The organism is Mucilaginibacter psychrotolerans (genome assembly GCF_004519315.1).
In the GTDB taxonomy this organism is placed as follows: domain Bacteria; phylum Bacteroidota; class Bacteroidia; order Sphingobacteriales; family Sphingobacteriaceae; genus Mucilaginibacter; species Mucilaginibacter psychrotolerans.
The window spans coordinates 14,961-39,658 of sequence record NZ_SOZE01000015.1 but is presented as its reverse complement, the minus strand read 5'-3'; the positions used below and the strand labels follow the sequence as shown (position 1 = coordinate 39,658).

The 24,698-nt window shown below is 46.8% G+C and carries 20 protein-coding genes; 4 read left to right on the top strand and 16 right to left on the bottom strand.

Going from position 1 to position 24,698, the window contains the following annotated elements:
- Nucleotides 1–41 precede the first annotated feature (41 nt).
- Nucleotides 42–2,477 (top strand): hypothetical protein, encoded by a 2,436-nt coding sequence (locus tag E2R66_RS15250; protein ID WP_133234107.1) that lies wholly within the window; start codon nt 42–44, stop codon nt 2,475–2,477.
- A 186-nt stretch (nt 2,478–2,663) separates the two neighbouring features.
- Here the strand turns inward: E2R66_RS15250 and E2R66_RS15245 are convergent, their stop codons facing one another.
- Entirely contained in the window at nt 2,664–3,647 is a 984-nt protein-coding gene (locus tag E2R66_RS15245; protein ID WP_133234109.1) for a pyruvate dehydrogenase complex E1 component subunit beta, read from the bottom strand.
- A 310-nt stretch (nt 3,648–3,957) separates the two neighbouring features.
- Between E2R66_RS15245 and E2R66_RS15240 the strand changes: the two genes are divergently transcribed.
- Nucleotides 3,958–5,850 (top strand): DUF4153 domain-containing protein, encoded by a 1,893-nt coding sequence (locus E2R66_RS15240; RefSeq protein WP_133234111.1) that lies wholly within the window; start codon nt 3,958–3,960, stop codon nt 5,848–5,850.
- Here E2R66_RS15240 and E2R66_RS15235 read toward each other — a convergent pair.
- The 8 genes from E2R66_RS15235 to E2R66_RS15200 all read right to left on the bottom strand — a co-directional run bounded on the left by E2R66_RS15235 (nt 5,847) and on the right by E2R66_RS15200 (nt 14,123).
- A complete protein-coding gene (locus E2R66_RS15235; RefSeq protein ID WP_133234113.1) occupies nt 5,847–6,548 on the bottom strand; it encodes a peptidoglycan DD-metalloendopeptidase family protein in 702 nt (233 codons plus the stop codon). The two genes, E2R66_RS15240 and E2R66_RS15235, sit on opposite strands and share 4 nt — an antisense overlap.
- Before the next feature lie 5 nt (nt 6,549–6,553).
- Nucleotides 6,554–6,934, bottom strand: coding sequence for a 30S ribosome-binding factor RbfA (gene rbfA, locus E2R66_RS15230; protein WP_192901980.1), 381 nt, complete (start codon nt 6,932–6,934; stop codon nt 6,554–6,556).
- A 344-nt stretch (nt 6,935–7,278) separates the two neighbouring features.
- A complete protein-coding gene (locus tag E2R66_RS15225) occupies nt 7,279–8,505 on the bottom strand; it encodes an ABC transporter permease (RefSeq protein ID WP_133234117.1) in 1,227 nt (408 codons plus the stop codon).
- A 3-nt stretch (nt 8,506–8,508) separates the two neighbouring features.
- The gene (locus tag E2R66_RS15220) at nt 8,509–9,144 is read right to left on the bottom strand and encodes an MBL fold metallo-hydrolase (protein WP_133234119.1); all 636 of its coding nucleotides are present in this window, start codon (nt 9,142–9,144) and stop codon (nt 8,509–8,511) included.
- A gap of 245 nt (nt 9,145–9,389) precedes the next feature.
- Nucleotides 9,390–9,968, bottom strand: a complete 579-nt coding sequence (gldD, locus tag E2R66_RS15215; protein WP_133234121.1) for a gliding motility lipoprotein GldD — start codon at nt 9,966–9,968, stop codon at nt 9,390–9,392.
- Between the two features lie 5 nt (nt 9,969–9,973).
- Nucleotides 9,974–10,765 (bottom strand): shikimate dehydrogenase family protein, encoded by a 792-nt coding sequence (locus E2R66_RS15210; protein ID WP_133234123.1) that lies wholly within the window; start codon nt 10,763–10,765, stop codon nt 9,974–9,976.
- Between the two features lie 342 nt (nt 10,766–11,107).
- Nucleotides 11,108–13,306, bottom strand: coding sequence for a tetratricopeptide repeat-containing hybrid sensor histidine kinase/response regulator (locus tag E2R66_RS15205; protein WP_133234125.1), 2,199 nt, complete (start codon nt 13,304–13,306; stop codon nt 11,108–11,110).
- A gap of 166 nt (nt 13,307–13,472) precedes the next feature.
- On the bottom strand, nt 13,473–14,123 hold the full coding sequence (locus E2R66_RS15200; protein WP_204985937.1) for a class I SAM-dependent methyltransferase: 651 nt from the start codon (nt 14,121–14,123) through the stop codon (nt 13,473–13,475).
- A gap of 168 nt (nt 14,124–14,291) precedes the next feature.
- On the opposite strand from E2R66_RS15200, the gene E2R66_RS15195 reads away from it, so the two are divergent.
- A complete protein-coding gene (locus E2R66_RS15195; RefSeq protein ID WP_158288421.1) occupies nt 14,292–15,494 on the top strand; it encodes a glycosyltransferase in 1,203 nt (400 codons plus the stop codon).
- A gap of 103 nt (nt 15,495–15,597) precedes the next feature.
- Here E2R66_RS15195 and E2R66_RS15190 read toward each other — a convergent pair whose 3' ends face one another.
- The 5 genes from E2R66_RS15190 to E2R66_RS15170 form a co-directional block, all read right to left on the bottom strand.
- Nucleotides 15,598–16,446: a transglutaminase-like domain-containing protein gene (locus E2R66_RS15190; RefSeq protein WP_133234129.1), complete on the bottom strand. Its 849-nt coding sequence runs from the start codon at nt 16,444–16,446 to the stop codon at nt 15,598–15,600.
- A 6-nt stretch (nt 16,447–16,452) separates the two neighbouring features.
- On the bottom strand, nt 16,453–17,175 hold the full coding sequence (locus tag E2R66_RS15185) for a peptidase (protein WP_133234131.1): 723 nt from the start codon (nt 17,173–17,175) through the stop codon (nt 16,453–16,455).
- 140 nt (nt 17,176–17,315) lie between these two features.
- A complete protein-coding gene (locus E2R66_RS15180) occupies nt 17,316–18,296 on the bottom strand; it encodes a transglutaminase family protein (protein WP_133234133.1) in 981 nt (326 codons plus the stop codon).
- A gap of 163 nt (nt 18,297–18,459) precedes the next feature.
- Entirely contained in the window at nt 18,460–19,395 is a 936-nt protein-coding gene (locus tag E2R66_RS15175; protein ID WP_133234135.1) for an alpha-E domain-containing protein, read from the bottom strand.
- A gap of 126 nt (nt 19,396–19,521) precedes the next feature.
- A complete protein-coding gene (locus E2R66_RS15170) occupies nt 19,522–20,970 on the bottom strand; it encodes a circularly permuted type 2 ATP-grasp protein (RefSeq protein WP_133234137.1) in 1,449 nt (482 codons plus the stop codon).
- 521 nt (nt 20,971–21,491) lie between these two features.
- Between E2R66_RS15170 and E2R66_RS15165 the strand changes: the two genes are divergently transcribed.
- Nucleotides 21,492–22,073 (top strand): hypothetical protein, encoded by a 582-nt coding sequence (locus tag E2R66_RS15165; RefSeq protein ID WP_133234139.1) that lies wholly within the window; start codon nt 21,492–21,494, stop codon nt 22,071–22,073.
- Between the two features lie 56 nt (nt 22,074–22,129).
- Here E2R66_RS15165 and E2R66_RS15160 read toward each other — a convergent pair whose 3' ends face one another.
- A complete protein-coding gene (locus E2R66_RS15160) occupies nt 22,130–22,861 on the bottom strand; it encodes a hypothetical protein (RefSeq protein WP_133234141.1) in 732 nt (243 codons plus the stop codon).
- A 165-nt stretch (nt 22,862–23,026) separates the two neighbouring features.
- Nucleotides 23,027–24,685, bottom strand: coding sequence for a response regulator (locus E2R66_RS15155; protein ID WP_133234143.1), 1,659 nt, complete (start codon nt 24,683–24,685; stop codon nt 23,027–23,029).
- Between the last annotated feature and the right edge of the window lie 13 nt (nt 24,686–24,698).

Genomic DNA, 24,698 nt, shown 5'->3' with positions numbered 1-24,698 from the left:
GTTGATAACCAATTACCAAAAATACCTAAACTTCGTAGCATATGAAAAGTGTAACCGTCTGCATTGCCTGTATAATACTCTCAGTTGCCCACACCTTTGCACAAACAGATAAGGCAACCAGCTTAAAAGAGCAGGCCGCACGGCTGAAGGTTTTTTTCGCACAGCACGAAATAGAGAAGGTTTACTTGCATTTTGATAAGCCTTACTACGCAGCAAGCGATACCATCTACTTTAAAGCTTACGTGGTTGCGGGCGAGAAGAACGCACTAAGCCAGTTAAGCGGCGTTCTGTATGCCGATTTGATAGACCCTCAGAACAAAATAACCAAAGCAATCAAACTGCCTATTGCTAACGGCCTGGCCTGGGGCGATTTTGCACTGCCCGATTCATTGCCTGCGGGCAACTACCGCATACGCGCTTATACCAAATTGATGCAGAGCTACGGCAGCGAGCTCTTTTTCGATCGGGTAATACCTGTCGCCGCTATCATCAACAACACGGCTTTGAAACCTACTTCGCAGTCCAAAAAAGCCGACGCTGTTATTACTGCACCCGATATTCAATTCTTTCCGGAAGGTGGCGACCTGGTAGCCGGCGTTCCTTGCAAGGTGGCTTTTAAAGCAATTATCCCGGCAGGGAGCGGCATTAACGTAACCGGCACCGTATTTAACAAGAATAATGAAGCTGTTGTAAAGTTTGCATCTGTCCATTTAGGGATGGGCGCATTTAGCTTGATGCCTATGGATGGTGAAAGCTATCATGCCGATGTTTTATACGCCGATGGCCGCACGCAAAGTGTTCCGCTACCCGCAATGAGGGCCTATGGGGTAGCCATGGCTGTTTCAGATTCTGCACAAAAGATATCCGTAAACGTTAACCCTTCCCGGGTATTTTATGAGCAGAATAGAAATCAGCCGCTGGGGCTGTTCATTTATTCGGGCGGCCGGCTCACCACAGTTTCAGACGTAATGGATGGGCCGGATATGCGTTTCGATATCAACAAGAGCGGCCTTCGGTCGGGCATTACGCAAATAACGCTGCTATCGGCAACAGGCGAACCCTTATGCGAAAGGCTGGTATTTATTGATAAGGACGACAAGCTTCCAATCACCGTAAGCCTCGATAAAAAAACCCTCAAGCCGCGAGGACAAGTAAAAGTGAACCTTCATTTGGACGCGGCGGACACCCAGGCAAATAAGACGCATTTGTCAGTAACCGTAATCGACAGAAGCAAAGTGCTTATTGACGAAAACAAGGTGGAAAACATCCTGACCTACCTGCTATTCACCTCCTGCCTTAAAGGGAATATTGAAGAGCCGGGTTATTATTTTACCGGCATTGATGCAAAAAAGAAGGCCGAATTAGACCTGGTGATGCTCACCCATGGTTACCGCCGTTTCAACTGGAGAGCGTTATCAAACAATGATGTTTTGCCCCCTACCGGCCCCGCCGAAAAGGGCTTAAGTATAGCCGGGATTGCCAAATCCATTTGGGGCAAGCCCGTAAAGGATGGCGTGGTTACGCTGGTACCCACCACCGGAGGAGCGTTCCTGACCGAAAAGACCGACAATGCGGGCACCTTCAGTTTTAAAAACCTGGCTTTTTATGACAGTACCCGCTTTGTACTGAATGCGGTAAATGCAAAAGGCGGTAATAATACCGAGTTGCTTTACAAACCGGAGTTACCGGCACCGATAGCAGATGGGGTTTATTCTGCCAGCACAGATACCTCGTCGGCAGATATTGTACGGTCATACCTGCAAAGCAGCCAGGGCCGGCATAACGATTATCTGAAGTATGATGGGCCGAGCAGGCAACTGAAAGAGGTGGTTATCAAGTCGGTAAAACCGGCTACCTATCGCACTCAAAGCCGGGTAGGCGCTGGCAATGCCGACCAGGTGATACATATGGCTGATATCAAACAAACCGGAATGTTGTCTGATATTTTAAACGGCCGGCTGAAGGGAGGGGTAAGGTTTGTGAAGGGCGGGCTGGTATCGTCAGTAGACCAAAGCGACTTATTGATCGTAGTAGATGGCTTAGAGCGGAACGATGGCAGCGTAGACGACATTCTCCCGTCTGATGTTGAAACCATCGAGCTGCTATCGCCCTTGGGTGTAAAAGGGCTTATTTATATGAACGGCAGCCACGGGGTTTTAATAATTACCACCAAACAAGGTGTCGGTCGCGACCCGAAAGACATCCCATCCCGCGGCGTGCTACCGCTTACAGTTACCGGTTTTTATAAAGCACGTGAGTTTTACGCCCCGCGCTACGATGTGGTAAACAACCACGTCCGCCCCGACTTGCGCAGCACCATACACTGGATACCCGAGATTACGACTGATAAGAATGGCGATGCCTCTTTCGATTTCTTTAATGCCGACGGAACCGGGAAATACCAAATTATCATAGAAGGAATAAATAATGAGGGTGTTGCAGGTGCGGCGAAGCTGATTTATGAGGTGAAGGAGTAGATGCTAAACCCGTTCGTCATTGCGAGGAACGAAGCAATCTCTACGCCGGACAAGCCGCTTTGTAAGTCCGCTCTACTAATAGGGAGATTGCTTCGTTCCTCGCAATGACGAAGTGGATACCCCGTGGTGGATACAAAAAAAGCCTTCCCAATCGGGAAAGCTTTAAAAATATCTGGCGGCTATAAACTATTTAGCCACGTACATTACTTCTTTCACTGCTTTTACTACGCGGTCTGCATTTGGCAGGTACTCTTGTATCAAAGTTGGTGCGTATGGCAATGGTACATCGCCACCGGTTATGCGCAGGATAGGCGCATCCAGGTAATCGAACGCATCTTTCTGCACTTTAAAGGCAATTTCTGTAGCAATTGAACCTAATGGCCAGCTTTCTTCTACGATAACCAAACGGTTTGTTTTCTTAACCGATTCGATGATGCAAGGATAATCGATAGGGCGCACGGTGCGTAGGTCGATAACCTCGGCGTGGATGCCTTCTTTTTCCAGTTCGGCGGCAGCGGCGTTAACCACTTTCATTATCTTACCGAAACCTACCAAGGTAACATCAGTACCTGTTTTGGTTACAGCAGCTTTGCCTATTGGGGTGTAGTATGTTTCTTCGGGTACTTCGCCTTTATCGCCGTACATCACTTCCGATTCCATAAAGATACATGGATCCGGGTCGATGATACATGATTTTAATAAACCTTTTGCATCGGCGGGGTTTGATGGTACAACTACCTTTAAGCCCGGGCAGTTGGCATACCAGTTTTCGAAGCACTGGCTGTGCTGCGAGCTAAGCATACCTGCGTTGCCTGTTGGCCCGCGGAATACGATGGGTACCGAGAACTGGCCGCCGCTCATGCTCATGATTTTGGCTGCGCCGTTGATGATCTGGTCGATAGCAACGAGCGAAAAGTTGAACGTCATGAATTCTACGATAGGTTTCAAGCCGTTCATGGCCGAACCTATGCCTATTCCGGCAAAACCTAATTCAGAGATTGGTGTATCTATAACGCGTTTAGCACCAAACTCATCCAGCATACCCTGGCTTACCTTGTAGGCACCGTTATACTCGGCAACCTCTTCGCCCATTAGGTACACATTTTCGTCGTTGCGCATTTCTTCCTGCATGGCTTCCCTAAGCGCTTCCCTGAATTGTATTTCTCTCATTATTATTTAAAATGAAGTTTTTGCGATGGCAAATATAATCAAAATGTGGAAAATGCAATCAGCCGCCATGGAAATCGCGTTTAAAATAATATGCGAGAGGGGCTTGTGCGATTCCCCTCTCGAGAGGGGTGCAGGGGTGTGTTGGCGTTAAAAGCATAGCCGAACACACCCCTGCAACCGCACTTTCCATCGCACCCCCTCTCAAGAGGGGAATGAAAAACCTAAATGCGATTTCCCTAAATCAGCCGCGCAATACACTTATTGTTTATCTATTATTTGTTACATTGCCCTAACCAAAACCCGCTCTCCTATGAAATTCCCATCGGTAAAAAATCTGTTCGAAAGCGTAGGCATAACGGTAGAGCGCTTCCCCATCGAATCCATATTCGCGCTGGCAGGCACCGTGGCAGCAACTATCAAAATAGAGCTCACCTATACCAGCCGCATACAAGAGAACTGGAGCCTGCGCGCTATTTTGGTGGCCAATCTTGGCCTGTTGCTTAGCCTTTCGGCAACGCTGTTTACCGAAAGCAAGGGTATCGCCGGTAGCAAAAAGCTGCTCATACGGATAGTAACGGCCATTGTTGCCGGCCTGTTTATCTTTATCATCAACCCGGGCGAGCATGGGTCAGACCATATCCGCTTTGTGCTGCTCAGCCTCTCGTTCCACTTACTGGTGGCCTTTGCGGCTTTTACCAACAAGGGGCACATCAATGGCTTTTGGCAGTTCAACAAAACACTATTCTTACGGTTTTTAACCAGTGCCTTGTATGGCGTCGTGCTGTTTGCAGGCCTATCGGCGGCCATTGGTGCCATGAATTTCCTGTTCAATTTTAAATTTGAGTGGGATACCTTTTCGATACTTTTCGCCTGGATAGTGGGCATCTTCAGCACCTTATTCTTCCTGGCCGGTGTGCCCGATAATTTCGAGAACCTCGAAACTGACGACAGCTACCCCAAAGGCCTCAAATTTTTTACACAATACGTGCTGATACCGCTGGCTATGGTTTACGTAGCTATACTGCTGGCCTACGAAATAAAAATACTGCTTCAATGGGAACTGCCCAAAGGACTGGTATCAAACCTGATATTGGGCTATGCCGTTTTCGGCATTCTCTCTTTACTGCTGGTTTATCCCATCCGCGAACGCGAGGAGAACAAATGGCTCAAAACCTATGCGCGTTACTTCTACTTTTTGCTTATCCCCCTGCTGGGTTTGCTGTTTGCGGCGGCGGGTACGCGCATCTTCAGGTACGGCATTACCGAAATGCGCTACTTTTTGATAGCATTAGCTATATGGCTGTTGTTTATTACGTTTTACTTCCTCATCGCCAAAAAGCAAAGCATTAAAATGATACCCATATCCTTATCGCTGCTGATATTGCTATCGACTTATGGGCCGCAAAGCGCGTTTACCGTGGCTATGCATTCGCAGCAAAGCGTATTAACAGGACTGTTCAAAAAGTATGAGGCATTTGATAAAGACATGCTGATGCCGGTAGACAGCAATAAAATAAAAACCGAAGATGCAACCCGGGCGGTTTCTACTATAGATTACCTTATATACAGACATGGGCTATCATCCTTGCAGCCATTTTTTAAGCAGGATTTGGATAAGGTACATGATTCGCTGGCTGTTGAAAATACCACCCGCAATATCGTGGTAAACGTTTCTGATTGGGAGTTGCGCTTCCGGCAGGTGAATTGGGCAAAAAAGCAGCTTGGGCTGCATAAATTTTCGCAATACGACGATTATGCAACTGTAGATACCGCAGCTTCCAAATTAAAAACCTATGTTTTTAAAATCAAAAATTCCGTGGCCCTTGATGTAAAAGGGTACGATTTCATCGCAGCAGAGAATAAGACCTACGACGACACCACAACCTACACTATCAATACCAATAGTTGCAGGCAAATAGTTACCAATTATTCCTATTCGCTGCAAATTGATGGGCAAACCGCATACTTTGGCGTGTTGAAACACTTAAAGGACTTGGTAAAAAAGAACGCAGCGGACAAACCAGGCACTACTAATGACAGAGGCCAGCCTGAGTACGTACTGCCCGACAGTGCGCTTACGCTTACAAAAAAAATAAAAGGTTATACTGTGACTTTTAAAATTAAGCAAGCAATTTTTGGCACAGATGGCGGCGAGTTTGCCATCGAGTCGATAGATGCCGACTACCTGGTAAAAAAGGATTAAATCAACAGGCCGGAGGCCTTTAATATGAGCGCGGGGTTAGGGATGTTTTGTAGCAAAAGTTCTTTCTCCGAATACTTGCCCACGCCCGGATAATCGCCTTTGGCATCGGCTATATCCAGCATCAACTGAAAGTGGAGGTGCGGCGGCCAATGGCCGTTTTCGGTGGCGTTGCCAAGCGCGGCTATTTGCTGGTTAGCCTCAATCTGCTGCCCAACGGCCAATCCTAGCAGGCTTTCCCGGCTCAGATGCCCGTACAGGCTATAAAGGGTAAGGCCATCCAAATTATGCTGCAGGATGATGGTTGGCCCATAATCGCCAAAGTTGTCGTTATCCTGAAAGCTGTGGATAATGCCTTCCAGCGGCGAGTAGATTGCTGTGCCGGCATCGCCCCAAATATCTACACCCATGTGCAGGCGGCGGGGTTCGTCTGCCGTATCGAAGTGTGCACTACGGGCGTAAATGGTACGGTGCTCCATATAACCGCCAATGGCGTAACGGCAATTATGCTCCAAAAGTTTTTTATCGATGTAACGGCTGAACGCATCCGTATCGGCAACTATATCCGGGTACAGTTCGGTATTAGTGGCGGTTAGGTCAAGCGGGAATAGCTGGTCCATACCGGTATCAAAATCCACAACCTTGCCAATAACGCCTTGGTATGTACCTAGGCATGCGGCTAATTTTTCGGTAGCACCCATAGGGTTTAGCTTTCTTCGGTAGTATCGGGCTGGCGCTCTTCTTTGCTTATCTTGTCGAATATTTTATCCATGCGCTCTACGTACTCGCTGGTATCGTCTACAAAAAATTCCAGCTGGGGTATTACGCGTACCTGGTCTTTAATGCGGGCGCCCAGCTTATAGCGTATTTCTGATGCGTGCAGCTTAATGGTAGACAGTGCGTGTGCATTATCGGTACCGTTAAAAAAACTGAGGAAGATACGTGCGATGGCCAAATCGGGCGTTACGCGTACTTTGGTAATGGTTACCAGGGTGTTGGGCAGGTAGTTCATGCCCTCGCGTTGAAATATAGCGGCCAGGTCTTCTTGTATTACCCCGGCAAATTTTTGCTGACGTTTTGATTCCATGATGATTGATAACGCCGGTTAGGCAAATGAGTTTGAATTATTATATGTATTGCGCGGCAAAAAGCTAAAGCTACTTATTTTGGACCGCTGATTTTTTGTTTATAATTTATTTTTAAAAGGTACTCAAGATGGCTTCGCCGTTTTAATGATTTTTTTTGATTTCACCGATTACACCGATTTTTTTGATTTCACCGATTATGTTTTTTGTTTCTTCATTCCGTCATGCCTAACTTGTTTCGACACCCCACACGTCAGGTAAGGGGCGTGCATGGCGGTTTAGCATTGGGGCAAATTTTATGATGGGGTACCGAAACAAGTTCGGCATGACGTTTTAGGCGCCCCACCTACAAATCCTGTTTTATCTCGTCCAATCTTTTCACGCTCAGGCTGGCGCTTATGCCCGAAGCTATTACTGCTATCACAAACACCGTAACAAACACCAGCAAATAATCGCTGGCTTTAAAGGCTACGGGGTATGCATCCAGTACCGACATTTTTGTGCCCATTTTAATGAGGCTGAATTGTAATTGGACAAGGCAGATGATAGATCCCAGGATTATGCCGCCTACACAGCCTATCATCGATATCATCATCCCCTCAAAAAAGAAGATGCCCCTTATTAATGGCTTACCGGCCCCAAGGCTGGTAAGAATGGCGATATCTTTTCGTTTATCTATCACCAGCATGGTAAGCGAGCCTATGATATTGAATATGGCAATGATCAACACGAATACCAATATCATGAATATCGACCAACGTTCGTAATTGATGGTTTTATACAAGCCGGTGTTCTGCTCCTTACGGTTCTTCACCACGTAGCCGTTGCCCAGCTTTTCCTGTATGTCGGCCTGCGCATCATCTATATTAGTGCCGGGCTTCAGGTTTATTTCTATGGATGATACGTTTACGGGTTCTTCCAGTAAATCGCGCGCAAACGCTATGGGGGTAATCACCATATCATTAAAATCCTGCTGTACCGAAAACACACCCGATGGCGTGATGGGCCGGTAAACAAAATCGCTCAGGGGATTGTTGGCGCTGCCGGCGGCACGACGCGGCGAGTATATCTGCATCGGCGTAAACTGGTCGCGCAGGCTTATACCCAGGCTGCTTTGCACCGTGCTGCCAATTACCGCAAAATAGTACCGCTCATCTTTTATGATAAAGGGACCGGGCTTAACAATGCTATCGAGTTCCTTCTTCTTCAAAAAATCATCGGTTACGCCTTTTAGGGTGGCAATAAATGGCTTATCGGCATACCTGATGAGTACTTTATCCTGTAGTACCAATGTGTACGAGAATACCCGGCCATCTTCCTTCAACTGCTTTAATTGAGCGGTATTTGGGTCGAAGGTTTTGCCCTCGCGCGGCTCTATGTTAATCTCGGGCGTAAAATCGCTGTAGAGCGATAGGATAACCTTCTCGAAGCCGTTGAACACCGAAAGGATAACGATAAGCGCTCCGCTGGCCACCAGCACGCCGAGCATGGATATACCCGATATGATATTGATGGCGTGCGTCTGTTTTTTGCTGAACAGATACCTTTTGGCTATGTAAATGGAAGTGTTCAAGCGTTATAAATAAGGGTTGTGCTTTTTTTCGTAGCCGATGGTGGTTTCGGGACCATGGCCCGGGTACACGGTACAATCATCGGGCAGGGCAAAAAGTTTTTCCTCGATGTTTTTTACCAGGGTGCCATAGTCGCCACCGGGTAAATCGGTACGGCCTATACTGTTGCGGAAAAGCACATCGCCCCCTATCAGTATATTGGCATCGGCATCGTAAAAGCACAAATGCGCAGGCGAATGTCCGGGCGCAAATATCAGCTGCAGGGTAGTATTGCCAAAAGCGATGGTGCCGGTTTCGGGCAAAAAGGTATCGGGCAAAGGCGATGCATCGTACCTAAAACCCATTGACGGTGCATAGGCAACAACAGCCGCCAGCACTTCCGATTCGCCCTGATGGAACTGCGGTTTGAGGCCGTACTGGTCGAACACGAACCGGTTGCCCAGCACGTGGTCTACATGGCAATGGGTATTGAGCAGCGCAACCGGCTTAAGGCCATTATCGTTGATAAACTTTACCACGGTATTTTGCTCGGCAGCGGTGTACATGCCGGGATCGATTATGACGCATTCCTTGCTATCGTCGAATAAAATATAGGTATTCTCCTGGTAAGGGTTATTTACAAAGGACTGAACGTTTGCCATGGTGCAAAGCTAAGGATTTTTTGGAGGGTGGTTAAAATAAACAACTTGTCATTTCGAGGGAAGCGTAGCGACGAGAAATCTTCTGCGGTTGCACACAACCGCTCTGCCAAGCCTGGTGCGAGGCCTCCATGCATAGCTGAATAGCATATTGTATAAGATTTCTCTTTCGCCCAAGCACCTGCACCCTGCCCTTCTGCTCTATCGAAATGACAAAGTAGTTAATTTAGGTGCAATGTATCATGTGGCTACTGCTTCCACTTAAACGTCTTGATCATCACATCCACATCCTTTTTCAGGAAATCGAGCACCGGTTGAATAGAATCCAGCCTCGGCTCAGAGTTGAAGTATAATGCGCCACGCAGGTAATGTTTGGTGCTATCCGTCAAAAAAAACTGGGCCGATGAAGCGGCGTTGCCATCTATGGTGTAATAAATACCGTAAACTTTTTTTGCCGGGTAGGCAATTACGCCCTCGTCTATAGAAGTTGCTTTTACCGTGTGCTTAAAGCTTAGCTTGTGGGCATCTTCTATCAGCTCGTTAAACTCTTTTTGGGATGTTACCGGCTGATAGCTCAGGTGCAGCGTGGCGTTAAATTGCGTAAACTGTATGTTTTGCCAGCAAGGCATAGCACCGCGAGATTTATCGGGCTCGATGCTGCTGTATTTAGGGTAGTCGAACGTAAAAGGGCAGCCCTCGGTGTAGGCCTGGTACTCTTTTTTTGGATAAACAATACGAAAATACCCGCGTGGCTTGGGCGAATAATCGGGCTGACCGCCACAGGCCGAAATAACCAGGATAATTAAAGAAAAAGCTGCTTTTTTCACGGGAATTAATCGTTTGTGTTCCAAATTTCCCAGGCTTTTTCGGCCTGCAATACTAACATTTCGTAGCCGTTTTTGGTGGTGGCACCACGTTCCTGGCCTTTTTTCATAAACAGGGTAAGCGGCGGGTTGTACACCAGGTCGAAAAGCAGGTGGTGGTGGCCGATGGCTTCGTAGGGTATGGGCGGGCATTCATCTACATTTGGGTACGTGCCCAGGGGCGTAGTATTGATGATGAGCTTATATGCAGCGATATGATGAGCCGTAAGGTCGCTGAAAAGGATATTGCCCTCGGCAGGCTTGCGGGTAACGCTTATGTAATCGATGCCTTTGTTTTCCAGCACACATTTTACGGCCTTAGCCGCGCCGCCATCGCCTAATATTAAGGCCTTATCGTGGTGGTGATCCAACAACGGACTCAATGAACCATCGAAACCATGAATGTCGGTATTGTAGCCCTCCAGCCTGAAATCGTGCCCTTTGATGCCCAATTCGCCCGAAAACGCTGCGCAAACCGGGCTTTCGGCAATCACCTTGATGCAGTTTACCGCACCAGCGGTTTTAGCGTCGTGCTCTATCCAATCCAGGTACTTCATTACGCTCACCTTATGAGGGATGGTAACGTTAAGCCCGCAAAGGTTAGGATGTTGGTGCAATAGGGCGGGCAGTTCTTTTATATGTTCAAGCGGGTACAGGTCATAGGCCGTATCCTTTATTTTTTCGGCGATGAATTTCTCGGTAAAGTATTTCTTAGAGAACGAATGCGAAAGCGGATAGCCGATGAGCCCGTAATTTTTCATGTTGGCGGTCATAATTTAAACCGAAGGGTTTAATGCGGTAATATTACCAACAAAGCACGAGGATTTATAATTTTATTATCAACCGCACGGTTGTCCCGGAGGGTAGTTTAGTCCTTAATAGGGTTTACACGAGTGTTTCAAAAGTCTTCCGTTCGGGGTAAAAAAAGTGTTCCACCCATTTTTTGCTAATTTTATTTAAGCAGTTAATGATAAGTAAATTATCAGCCTTCACTTAAACTATGAGGGTGTTCCACCAAAACAATAACTACCTGATAACCAATGCATATTTAAAAACAAGTGTTCCTCATTGAAAGCGGAACACCTGCCGCCGGGGCACCCGTGCTATTGCGCCTGCAGCAGTGCCAGGTACAACCTTTCTATTTCTATGGGTTTGCGCAAAAAGCCGTTGAAATAGTTCTTATAATTTTCGTTGCTTTCGGCGGTAATATCGGCCGTTAGGGCAAAAACGGGGGTATTTTTATTGGGGTTGCTATTCAGGCGTATTTGCTCGGTGGCATCAAAACCGTTCATCTCGGGCATATGTATATCCATCAAAATAAAGTCGAACGCCCTGAGGCTCGCTTTTTCTACAGCCTCCATCCCATTCACTGCATGTTCGCTTTGCATGCCCCAGTTGGCCAACAACTTGCGCGCCACCATGGCGTTTATCATATTATCCTCGGCCAGCAATACGGTTTTACCCTTTAGTCCTTCGGCATTCATAGGCACAGCCCTACCGGGGATAATCGCCCTTTTAAGGGTAAGTTCAAACGAAAATTCCGACCCTACACCAATCTGGCTTTTTACCGCCACAGTGCTTCCATATAGGCCGGTCAGTTTTTTTACGATAGCCAGGCCCAGGCCCGAGCCGCCCTGCTTGCGGGTGGTTATGGCTTTGGGCTGCGAAAAGGTCTCGAATATTTCTTCAAAATGCTCCTCGTGTATGCCGGTTCCGGTATCTGTAACGGCAAAGCGTATGGTTTCGGTGTCCTCGTTGGCGCTTAGCTTCTGCACATGCAAGGTTACATTGCCCTCGTCAGTATATTTTACGGCATTACTGATGAGGTTTCCCAATATCTGCGAGAGCTTGGTTTCGTCTAACTCGTAGCAGCCGGAAAGCGTGGTATCGGCTTCCAGCAAAAGCTCAATGCCTTTTTTGTGGGCCAGGCTGTTATAGGTTTTTATTACCCGGTCCAGTATCTCCTTCAATACGCGGGGGCGGTTCTCTATTTCTACCTTGCCCGAATCGAGCTTGGTGAAATCCAATATATCATTTATTACCAGTAGCAGGTTGTTCGATGCTGATTTAAGCGAATCCATCAGCTCCTCGTCGTAAGCAGATTTGGCGGTGATCATAGAGGTGATGGTGGTAACGGCGTTGAGCGGGGTGCGTATTTCATGGCTCATGGTGGATAGGAACTCCTGCTTCATCCTGGCCGATTGTTCTGCACGCTTCTGCTTTTCCTGTATGGCCTCGCGCTCTTTTTGCAGCTTAGCCTCCTTCTCCATCGATTCCATTTTGGTGATGAGCTCGTAGTTCTCTATCACCTTTAGCGTTTGGGTGTTTATTACCGCCTCTTTCTGACCAAGGTAAAGCTCCAGGTACTCAAGTGATTTTACGGTATCGCCTTCCATTTTACTTATCTGGTACAGCAGATAATTACACTTGAAACGTATAATGGCGATGTTGTATTTATTACTGAAATCGAGCCCCTTTTGCAGTATCAATTTGGCTTTCTCCAGCCTGCCCATGGCAATATACAGCTGCCCCATCTTTTGATAGGCCATGCCCAGGCCCAGCTTTTCGCCCGCGTTGATGTGTATGTCAATAGCATTCTTAAAGTCGTTTTCGGCTTCCTGCAAGCGACCGGTTACCGTGTACACCTTGCCGCGGCCATACAGGGCAAAGGCCAGGCCGCGTATATCGCCGGTTTTTGATTTAATGGCGATAGAATCCTGTATTACGCGCAAGGCTTTTTCTATCTTACCCTGCTTCAGGTAAATGCCCGATAAGGGGTTATACGCGTTTGATACCAGGTTAAGGTCCTTTACCCTTCGCGCAGCATCTATGGCGGCTTCGTATGATTTTACAGCGTTTTTAGGGTCGCCAAAGTACTCATAAATGGTACCTAGCGATTTAAGCGTACGCGCCTGGTTATGCCAATCGTTGTATTTACGGTAAATCTTCAGGCAATCGAACAGGCAGATGAGGCCGAGGTGATAATTATCGGTTTTGTAATAAACACCGGCTATGCTGTATTTGGCATCGGCAATACCCTTGTCGTCATGCAGTTCCTCAAAACAGCGAATAGACTCTTTGGCCATGTTTACCGAGCGTTTGTAGCCGCCTTGTATCATGTAGAAAAGCGAGAGCTGATTGAGACTTTTACCGATGAGTGCTTTTTGATTGTGCCTGCGGCTTAACTGCAAGGCCTCGGTAGCCAACTTTATGCTATACTTTAAATTATGCACACGGTTGGTGTAGGCATCATCCAGTAGCTGGTTAATGGTATTATTTTCCGCTATGCCTATCGCCTCCATAAATGTTTATTGTACAATACTAATATATTAAATATTAATCCATAAAAACGCATGCTACCTTAAACCAAACAGCTATACCCAACAGGCGGGGGAGACCTGGAAATAATAAAGGCCATATTATCCTTTTTACGGACGATACAGCCTGTTTAGTTGCCTTAAGCAAAATTTACTTTATCGCCTCAAACTTTACTACAAGTTCCCAGCGCTTTTTGTTTTCAACCAGCTTAAACATGGGGTCGGCACTATCGTTGAATTCGCAGCGGCGGATATTGGTAAAACCGGCATCGCGCAGCTCTTTCTCGGTAGATTCCCAATCCCATAGCCACAGGTGTTCCAGGTAGCCAAACAAATGCTTGGTAACTGCCATAAAATTACGCGGCCTTACCTCAACGCCCATCATCATCCTTTTGATAAGGGTGATAGAGGCCTCCGGGTCGTGCTTTACGTCTTTATCATTGATATAATCGCGTACCAGCACTTCCAAATCGGGCATAATAATACGGAAGATACCGCCCGGCTTCAGCATGTTGTATGTATTGCGCAACGCTATGCGAAAATGCTCTAACGACATATGTTCCAGCACGTGCGAGCAGTAAGCACCATCAACGGTACCGTCTTTAATACCGGGCAAGCCTTCGGTAATATCGCCGTACTGAACGTTTTTATCGAATACCTGGCCCAGGCCTTTTTTCAATACGAAACCTAAAATGGGTGTCTTCTGGATGCGCAGGGTTGGCGATACATCAAAATTCTTCCATTCGGGAGGAGCAGCCTGGCCGCAGCCATAGTGTACATACAGTTTTTCTTCTATTGGCATCTGGTATAAATAGATATGCGATGTATTAATAAAAACGGCATCATAAATTGCCGTTTTAAAGATAAATGATTTTAACAAATAACGGATAATTTTTAAACGTTAATGCGGCCATTCCAATTACAAGTTGTCAATAATATTGTTAGTTTAGCAAAAAAAGAAAACACCTGCATGCTCCAAAACCGCAATATACTCTGCATAAGCGGCACCGAATGGCACGGTAACTACATTAAGGCGGTGGTTGAGTTGATGAAAGTGCTCTCGGCCGGCAACAAGATACTTTTTGTAGAAAACCCCTACACTTATAAAGATGCCCTGACCGGGGTAAAAGACAAAAACAAGGTAGATTACATGCAGGCCCTTGGCTTCAAAAGCCGTTTGAGTGAAATACATCCCGAAGGTGGCGGCACGGTGCACATCCTTACCCCTCCGCTTGTTTTCCCGGTGAGCTTTTTGCCTGCGGGGAAATTCTTTAATGCCATGCTCCATTACAACGGCTGGCTGTTACGCCGCAGCATCCGCAAGGCATTAAAGCAGCTGGATATGCAGCAACACCTCATCAACTTTGTATCATTTAACCCTGGCATGGGCGTGATGACGGGCCGCCGCCTTGGCGAGCAAACGCTGATATACCATTGCTACGACGAGGTAAAGGGTGCCCACCCCTGGCTAAGCAAGCATGGCGTAAAGCTGGAGCAGGTATTTATGAAGATGGTAGATGCCGTTATAGTAACCTCAAAAGGCCTGTTTAACAGCAAATGCCACGAAACCAAACGCTGCTACACCGTACACAATGCGGTAAAGGCATCGCTTTTCAGGCAAGGTTTCAACCCCGATGTTAACCCAGCTACCAGGAACATAGGTTACGTGGGCAGCGTGGATGACCGGCTCGACTTCGACATCCTGGAATACCTGTTCACAAAAATGCCCGATGCAACGTTCACTTTCGTAGGCCGCATCATCAGCGATAAATCGGAAGCTATACTTAAGAAATATAAGAACGTAAAGCTGGAGGGCGCTAAAGCCCCCGAGTTACTGCCTGCTTACTCCAGGCAATTTTCGGTAGGTATAATCCCCTTCATTAAAGACGATTTTACGCGGGGCATTTATCCCATGAAGATTAATGAGTACCTGGCCGCAGGCCTGCCCGTAGTGAGCACCGATTTTAGTGACCTTTCGGACTTTGAAGGCATTATTAAGATAGCCGATAACAAAGATAACTTCCTGAGCTATTTGTTAGAAGAAATAAACACCGATACCACCGCCAAACGCGAAAGCCGGCTGGCCATTGCCGAGGGCAATACCTGGGGCCGCCGCGCAGAGGAACTCTCTGACGTGATTGAAACCGTAGAGCGGGAGCTTTCCCCGGCATAGCATATGAGTGAACTGGCAGGTAAATTAAAGCGATGCCCGCACCCCAGCTTCATGGGGAGCACGCGGTTGTTAATCGGTGAAATCGAAAAAATCGGCGAAAAACCTACAAATACGTAATACCGTCAAAAATCGACTTAGTGTAATATAAAGGGCTAAAGGGTTCCTGGCTTGCATACTCGCATGAGACCTGCATGTTGGTGCAATACAGGTTGCCAAAAATACTGGCGATAGAAGCATCGGCAGCATCGCGGCTAGTGGCGATTTTTACCAGTCCGTTTAACGGTGCCAGGCGCGTCGCGTCAAACAAAACCCAATCACCACCAAGGTAAGCTTCGAAACAGGCATGAAAATCGGGCGGGTTAAGCTGGTAGGCATAGCCCGTAAAATACCTTGCAGGGATGGTTAAGGCGCGGCAAAGCGCTATGCCCAGGTGCGCAAAATCGCGGCATACGCCGGCCTGCTGGGTTACTGTATCATAGGCAGACGTTTCCGAATCGGTAGAACCGCTAAGGTATTCCACGTTGCGGTAAATCCAATCGGTAATAGCAAACACCTGCTCAAAGGGGCTGTTGATTTGGCCAAAGTTGTTGTTGGCCATGCGCGAGAGCTTGTCCGACTGGCAATAGCGGCTTGGGTTTAGGTACGGCAGTACCGATGCATCGCAGCGGCCTACAGGAGTTTCTTCCACCGCAGAATAATCCTTTACCTCATAATAAGTATCAACCAGCGCTTCGTATTTGATATTGATGTGGCCTGTTTCCGGCAACTCCAGCCGCACGAAACGGTTCTCACCGTTCGTTGCGTTGAGTTCTTCAATTTTTATGTAAGGATCTATAAATAAGGTCTCTTCCAGCACGGTTTGGTGTGCTGTTCTTAGGGCATGTATGTTTAGTATTATGGTGCTCGGCGCTATGATATCATACGCTAACCCGGCCGATACTTTGAATTTCATTGGTTGCTATTTAGGTAATTGGTCAAACGCTTTATCCATCCATTCGCCCGGGATGTTCATCAGCGCATTTTTTAACTCGTCGGCCCATTGCGCAGATATATCTGCCATATCGCGCTGGGTATAACGCTGCTCCACAATTTCGAAAGTATCCCTTTTATACAGGGCTACGTCTATCGGGAAATCAACATTATTGCTGCTTACCCGGGTGCTATCAAAAGACAGGAAACCCGCCTTTAGCGCCAGTTTCATGTCAGAGCTTTCCTCCAATATACGGTTAAGGATTGCTTTGCCGTGCCCCGAGTTGCCAATTACTACAAATGGCGCGCCAAGGCCCAGCTCTACCCAATTACCTTCGGGGTAAAGCAGGAATAATTTGTGTTCTTCATCATCTTTCAGCTGCCCGCCGATGATGGTATTGAGGTCGAACCTGAAACCGCTTTTCTCCAATGCGGCACGGTCCTCATCGGCCACGCGACGCACTTGCTGGCCAAAAGCGTTTACAGCCTGGTAAAGCTGGGTAAACTCTTCGGTTTTCAGCAACTCGTTAAAATATACGATGGCCTTATCGCGCACAGAACGCAGGCCACTGGTCATGATGAACAGGGAGTGATGGTCCTTCTGTACTATGGTAATCTTTTTTTTAACGGTAGTATCGGTACCGGTGGTAATGCGGGTATCGGCAATAGCCACAAGGCCCTCTTTAACTTTTATTCCTAAGCAATAAGTCATAAATCAAAAGTAGGCTTATAGCTTAAGAAACTACGATTAATTTATACCGATGATATTTTCCCAAAAAAGCACAAAAACCTGCAGAGCTAAAAGTATAGCAGATATGCAGCTGTTATATTGCCATAAGCAACTTAAAAACACTATTGCTGCTGTTGTTGCTGTTGCTGGATAATCTCCATATACCTTTCGTAGCTGTTGCGCGGCTGGGTTGGCTTTTCAACCACAGGGAACGTGGTAGCGGCAAACACTTCATCGGGGTGGGGCAACGGACTTTCATCTTCGTAACCAACAGAGACAGAAACCGTAAGTATATGCTTGGCAGAACCTTTATAAACGCCTTTTACCGGCGAGCAATCGCTAAAATTGCGGCCCACGGCCAGGCGGATGTGGTTTTCATTAGCTATACAGTTGTTGGTAGGATCGAGGCCCAGCCAGCCATAGCCAGGCAAATAAGCTTCGGCCCAGGCATGTGTTGCACCTTCGCCGCGCATGCCATCGCGGTTGGGGCAAATATAGCCGCTTACATAACGGGCAGGAATGCCCACCAGGCGCAGCATCACCATCAGTATGTGTGCAAAATCCTGGCAAACGCCGGCTTTAAGCTGCCAAATCTCATCGAGGGTGGTTTCAACGGTGGTTACGCCTTTGATGTATTCGAAATTTTTGTAAACGTATTCGGTAAACTTAAGTGCGGTTTGATAAGGTGTATCGTTGCTTTGCCTTACGGTGTTTACAATAGGCGTTAATTCGCTCAATCCCTCAAAATACTCCTGCTTCAAAAAATCGATGTATGGCACGATGTATTTAATATTGAATAGCTCATCCCACTGGGTTACCGATGGCGCATCATCAACCGGCAATGGCCTGGGGTGCGTGCTTACCGATAGTATAGAGTTTATCACCAGCAAATTGTGCGGCTCGCTATAGGTAAAGCTACCCACTTCGTTTCCGTAATAATCTACATAAGTGTCTATTTGCGGGTGGCCGGTAATATCCAATTCGTGCTTTAAAACCTCCTGGTAAATATCGGCTATGGGGTACAATATAATGCTGTTGGCGCTATCGCGCACCAGGCTATCATATGAGTATTTGGTAACGTGCTGTATTTTAAATTCGGGCATGGGGGTCAATAGTTAATTTGAGGGTTCGAAGATCAGTTAATTCGAAAATTCGGCAATTCGAAGGTTTGAAAATGCTGTCGCGGTAGGTTAATCTTCAAATTCCAAATCACCAAATTTTCAAATTAGCTTTTCTTCAACCAGTATTTTTTTCAAATTCAGTTCATCAGGAGTTTGCGAAATAATATTCGTTGAGCGAGTTACCAATTTTGTACAGGTCGTCTTTTATCAACGTCAGGAACTGGTGCAACCCCTGGTTGGTAATGCTTTTTACCGAACTGTATTTGATGCTGCTTTGCAACTTACCTATCAGGAATGATATCTCGCGGTAATCGTTTACGTTGCTGTTGTTCTTCAGCCGCTCAAAATACCGCTGTATATTATTAACCGAATAAATAACCGAACGCGGGAAATCGTTATTGAGGATAATCTGTTCAATTACGTTCTGCGCCTCCAAACCGTCGCGGTAAGTTTTAAGGTATAATTCGTACCCGCCAATGGATAGCAGCAAGTGTTTCCAGTAAGTGATATCTGTAAGCAGGGTTGGGTTGGCAGTTGTGGGTTTATATTTAATATCCAGGATATCGATAGATTGTATGGCCCGCTCCAGGTATTTGCCAATGTTCATGAAACTGCGGCCCTGGCCGCGCTCCATGGTAATTTCGGCGGTGCCATAATAAAGCATTACTTGTTTGATCACGATATCGAGCACAGTTATCGGGTCTTCCCGCTGCAGGCGGATATCAAGATTAGGGTCTTTAACGGTATGGTAGTACTCGTTGAGGCATTGCCACAAATCTTTGGGGATATGCTCCTGCACGCTGCGCGCATTTTCGCGGGCAAACGTAATGATATTGAGGATGGAGTTTGGATTATTTTTATCGGTAACCATGTACCGTAAAACCGTGCGGCTATCATTGCCCAGGCGTTCTTCCAGCTCTTCATCGTGCCCCGAAAATATGCGGATAACCGGCGCCCAATTAAATCCCTCGGTAGAATCCTGAGAGGAATTGTAGTTTATCTTCAGCATCCTCAGGATACCGTCGCTCCGTTCTATATAACGGCTTAACCAATAAAAACTTGCTGCTACCCTGCTTAACATATTTTATCTATTTCGGATTTGGGATTTTCGATGTCGGATTTACCTTCTCTCTTATATCTTGATTCCTGATTCTTGTCTCTTGCTTTCGATTTTCTTTCTTGATTCCTGACTCTTGCCGTCTTGCCTCTAACTGAGTACCCAGGTATCCTTGCTGCCGCCGCCCTGCGAACTGTTTACCACCAGCGAACCTTCGTTCAGTGCCACGCGGGTTAAGCCGCCGGGTACTATCTCTATACCATCGGGGCCGCAAAGGGCATATGGCCTTAAATCTATACGGCGTGGCTGCAATACGCCGCCTATATAACAAGGCGCTGCCGAAAGGCTGATGGTTGGCTGCGCGATGAAGTTGCGCGGATCTTTCAGTATTTCCAGCTTGTATTCTTCTATTTCTTCTTCGCTGGATGCATGGCCCATCAGCATGCCGTAGCCTCCGCTGCCATTTGTTTTCTTTACCACCATTTTGTTGATATTCTTGAAAACGTAATCGCGCTCATCCGGGTTGCTCAGGCGGTGTGTAGGTACGTTCTTGAGGATAGGTTCCTCGTTAAGGTAGTACTTGATCATATCCGGCACGTAAATATAGGTGGCTTTATCATCGGCCACGCCGTTACCTATCGCGTTCACAATAGCTACGTTGCCTTTGCGGTAAGCACCCATCAGGCCGGCTACGCCCAAAACGCTATCGGGGTTAAACACCAGCGGATCTAAAAACTCATCATCAACCCGGCGGTAAATTACATCTATCTGTTGCAGGCCGGTGGTGGTTTTCATGTACACCTTGTGGTTGTTTACCACCAGGTCGCGGCCCTCTACCAGCTCTACGCCCATCAGGCGGGCAAGGGTAGTATGCTCAAAATAAGCCGAGTTGTATATACCCGGACTAAGCAGCACAATAGTAGGATTACTTATTTGCCTTGGCGAAAGCGAAAGCAGGTTTTTATATAGGATTGACGGGTATTCGGTAACGCTGCGTACGTTACAATTGGGCAGCAGATCCGGGAAGAGGCGTTTGGTTATCTCGCGGTTCTCCAGCATATAGCTCACGCCCGATGGGGTGCGCAGGTTATCTTCCAGCACGTAAAAGGTACCATCGTAATCGCGGATCAAATCTATCCCGGCGATGTGCACATATACATCGTACGGTACATCCAGCTGGTACATCTCGCGAAGGAAATGCGGGCAGGAGTAGATAATATCTATCGGCACGATGCCGTCTTTAATAATGAACTGGTTGTGGTAGATATCCTTGAGGAACAGGTTGAGCGCAGTAAGGCGCTGCTTGATACCCCGCTCTACAAAGGCCCACTCGGCTGCGGTAATGATGCGGGGAATGATATCGAAAGGGAAAATCTTCTCTATGCCCTCGCCACTGTTGTAAACGGTGAAAGTAATGCCCTGGGTCATGAAAAGCCTTTTGGCCAGTTCCTCTTTTTTATTGAGATCATCCGGCGATTCTTTGGCCAAATAATCAATTACCTTCTTATAATGGTCGCGAACGATGCTTTTTTCATTGTACATTTCGTCCCATACGCCGTTTATTAGATTGTATTTGTCAAAATGTTGCGATTGGTACATAAAAAACTCCCCCTGGTTGCCTAAAAATTGCCGAAACGGTCTATAAGATTGTAATAGTAATCAAAAAACGCATCAAAGCCCTAATTTTTTTGGTAAATTATGAAAAAAATTAGGTAATTAATACAAGTTTAATATTTATCTCTGGTTTTCTATTAAAAAAACAGTCGTATTTATAAAAAAAACGCAAAACATATTTATCCGCATCGGGAAAAAATGTAGGCTTTTGCGCAAGCCATAGCAGGTTTATAAATAGATGAGGGTAAGTTAAAAAGAAAAATGCCCCCGGTCAAGAGAGCATTTTTTTAAATGAGTTAAGCGTATGTTATTATTCAATAACCTTTACTACTCGGCTTTTGAGTCCCCCCTCTTCGCTAAGCCGCTTTCATGACTATAATCAACTTCCCGCAAATGCTTCGAGGCATCGGTCCACATCTATAATTTGTAGAGCAATTTAAGTACTTTGCAGGTACATAAATATAATGCAAATCAGGCACCTCCCATTCGTTGGCATTTTTGTTTTAATGAGTTTTTTGCTTTTGGTGGCCGTATCTATGACGGACCGCACTTGCGACGCTTTAAATTATTATAGAATAAACCGGGATTTTTTAGGGGACATTGATGCCCAGTTTTTGGCGGTTGGCCTATTTGCCGGCGGCGTGGCCGTGTATTACCTTATCACGCGTTTGTTTAAATGGGATAACGAAATTTTCAAATACGCCTATTGGGGCTTGCTACCTCTTTTGGTATTCCATGGCGCAATATTAACGGTGAGCCACAATTTAAAAGTTGGGGCTACCGAGCGATCTATCTGCAACAAAACAACAAGGGCAAAAAAAAGCGGCGGCATGGTATCCACCAACTTAACTTTGAAAGAATACCTATACCTGCAACCAAACCGCAGAGAATTCCCCAATCTTCCCCCAACTTCAAAAAATATTACTATTTGGTTTAACGGGGGCGATTTTATTGGCGATTACACCCTCCAACTAACTTTTACCTGCAGCGTTAAGGAAACCATAGGTAAAAATGAGCGGTGGACTGTAAAAAACATCAACAAGGCTGTAGGGACTAAAACGGTAAGCTATTTGGATTTCGACCGATGACAAAACAGCCCGGCACATTACTGCGTAGGGCTGTTTTATTGTTCAATGGGCTGTTATTATTTATGATGCTTTTCGAAATGCCTGGCGGCGAAAGCCAGCAGTACATTCAGCTTTATTTTTGCATATAATGCAGGGTTGCTGGTGCTGCTTATAACTATTGTACCACCTGTGCGGGTAGCAGCGTCAATCTGTGCGGATGTAATGCCAAAAAGCAGCTTGTTTAAATGCATATCTGCACCGGCCGTTACATTATTGGTGCCATCTACCGTAATGTTCTCTGCTTCCAGCTTGATGAGTGCGTCGTCATTAAAATCGTATTCTATCGGCACAACCGCACCGCCTTTGCTGGTAAAGGTTCCCTTTAGCGTAAGCGGTATATCTGTGCCGGTTGATTTAACTAACAGGATACGTAGTTCTATTTCTTTATAAGTACCCGTATCGATATTGGCTTTTACGAATGCCGGTATAGCGGCCAGCAAATCTACATTGGTGAGGTTGCTTGTGGATACTTCTTTTTCCACGCCGTTCTTTTTGGCTTCGAGTTTAAATTGGGCTATGTTGGCTATGCCCGATGTCCAGGTTACGCCGGCGGTTAGCGCATTGGTTCCTGTGCTCTGTATTACCGGGCCGTTCACCGCATCAAGCGTAACGCTTGGGTTATCGGTATTTACGGCAAAAGAAATCTCTGACGTTGCGGCCACGCTTGTACCGGCACTATCTTTTTTACAGGATGTTGCGGCCAAACTAATAAGGGCAATAAAGCCGAGGTTCAATAAAGGTTTTCTCATTTTTTGTAGGGTTTTGTTGTTATATACGAGTGGCGCACATGATAAGTTGCCTTTATGAAATTACCGCTTGTAATTGACGACACAAAACATCCATTAAAACAAAAACGGGATAAACGGCCAGCCTATCCGTTCATCCCGTACAAAAGCGGTGCAAGCCAATGATTGCTATATCTCTGCCAAATATTTATGCACGAAACTGATAGCCATAGAGCCCTCGCCAACGGCAGAGGCCACGCGGTTCATGGCACCTGCGCGTACATCGCCTGCGGCAAAAATGCCGGGGATGCTGGTCTCCAGCAGGTATGGGTCGCGCTTAGATTTCCATATCTTCTCAAAATCCTGGCAGCTATTGAGGTCGCGGCCGGTCTCTACAAAGCCTTTGTCGTTTTTGATGACGGCTTTGCCCAACCATTCGGTAAAAGGTTTGGCACCTATGAAAATGTATAGCGCATCGGCATCTTCGGTGCGGGTTTCGCCATTATCCAGATTTTTTATCACCAATTGCTGTAGGCGGCTCTCGCCTTTAGCTTCAACAATTTCGCAGCACGGCAGCAGAGTAATATTGGTAACGCCAGCAATCTGGTCAATAAGGTATGACGACATGGTAGCCGCCAAGCTCTCTTTGCGTATCATTATATAAACATGCCTGGCAAATTTGGAAAGGTACATAGCCCCCTGCCCTGCCGAGTTGCCTCCGCCCACGATATACACGTTGGCATCCTTGCAGCTGGCTGCCTCCGTCATGGCGGCGCCATAGTAGATGCCCGCCCCGGTGAATTTTTCGATGCCGGGCGTGGTCAATTGCCTGTAATCAACCCCGGTGGTTATCACTACCGATTTGGTTACCACCTCGCTGCCATCATCCATCACCACGGTTTTATAATTGTCCTTCAGCCTGATTTCCTTTACCGATTGCGGCGAAAGGAAATCTGTACCAAAACGGGTGGATTGGGTAATGGCCCTGCGGGTTAAATCCGCACCGCTCAATCCGGCAGGGAAGCCCAAATAATTTTCGATGCGCGAACTGGTGCCTGCCTGGCCACCGGGCGCTTTGCGCTCTATCAATAAGGTCTTCAAACCCTCCGATGAGCCGTAAACTGATGCTGCCAACCCTGCGGGACCAGCACCTATTATCACTACATCGTAAAGCTCATTTTTGGCAGATTGGGTCAAGCCTATCTTTGCCGCCACATCCTTTATGGCGGGGGTTTTCAACAAGGTACCATCGGCAAATATGATGGCCGGGAGATGTTTCGCATCCAGTTTGTTGATGGCCGATAGTTTTTTGGCCTCTTCGGAATTGGCATCCAGCCACAGGTAAGGCACTAAATTACCCGATAAAAACTCCTTGATATCGTGCGATTTGGGCGAAAATTGATAACCTATTACCTTTATCCCTTTAAAATCGGGGCGGTAATTGCCCTGCCAATCCTCCAGCATATCGGTTATGATGGGGTACAGTTTTTCCTCGGGCGGGTCCCAGGGTTTGGTAAGATAGTAATCCAGCTTTACGTCGTTGATGGCTTTGATGGCTGCCTCGGTATCGGCATAAGCGGTAAGCAATACACGCTTGGCCTGTGGGAAAAACGTTTGGGCCTTACAAAGGAAATCCACGCCTTCCATCTCGGGCATGCGCTGGTCTGATACGAACATAGCCACTACTTCGCCTTTGTTTTTTAGCTCCAGCAGGCTGTCTAATGCTTCTTTTACCGAAGTGGTACTCAGGATGCGGTAGTCCTGCCGGTAGTGGTTTTTCAAGTCGCGCGTAATGGCCCGCAGTACCTGCGGGTCGTCGTCAATAGCAAATATGATAGGTTGATCCATGTCGTTCTAAATA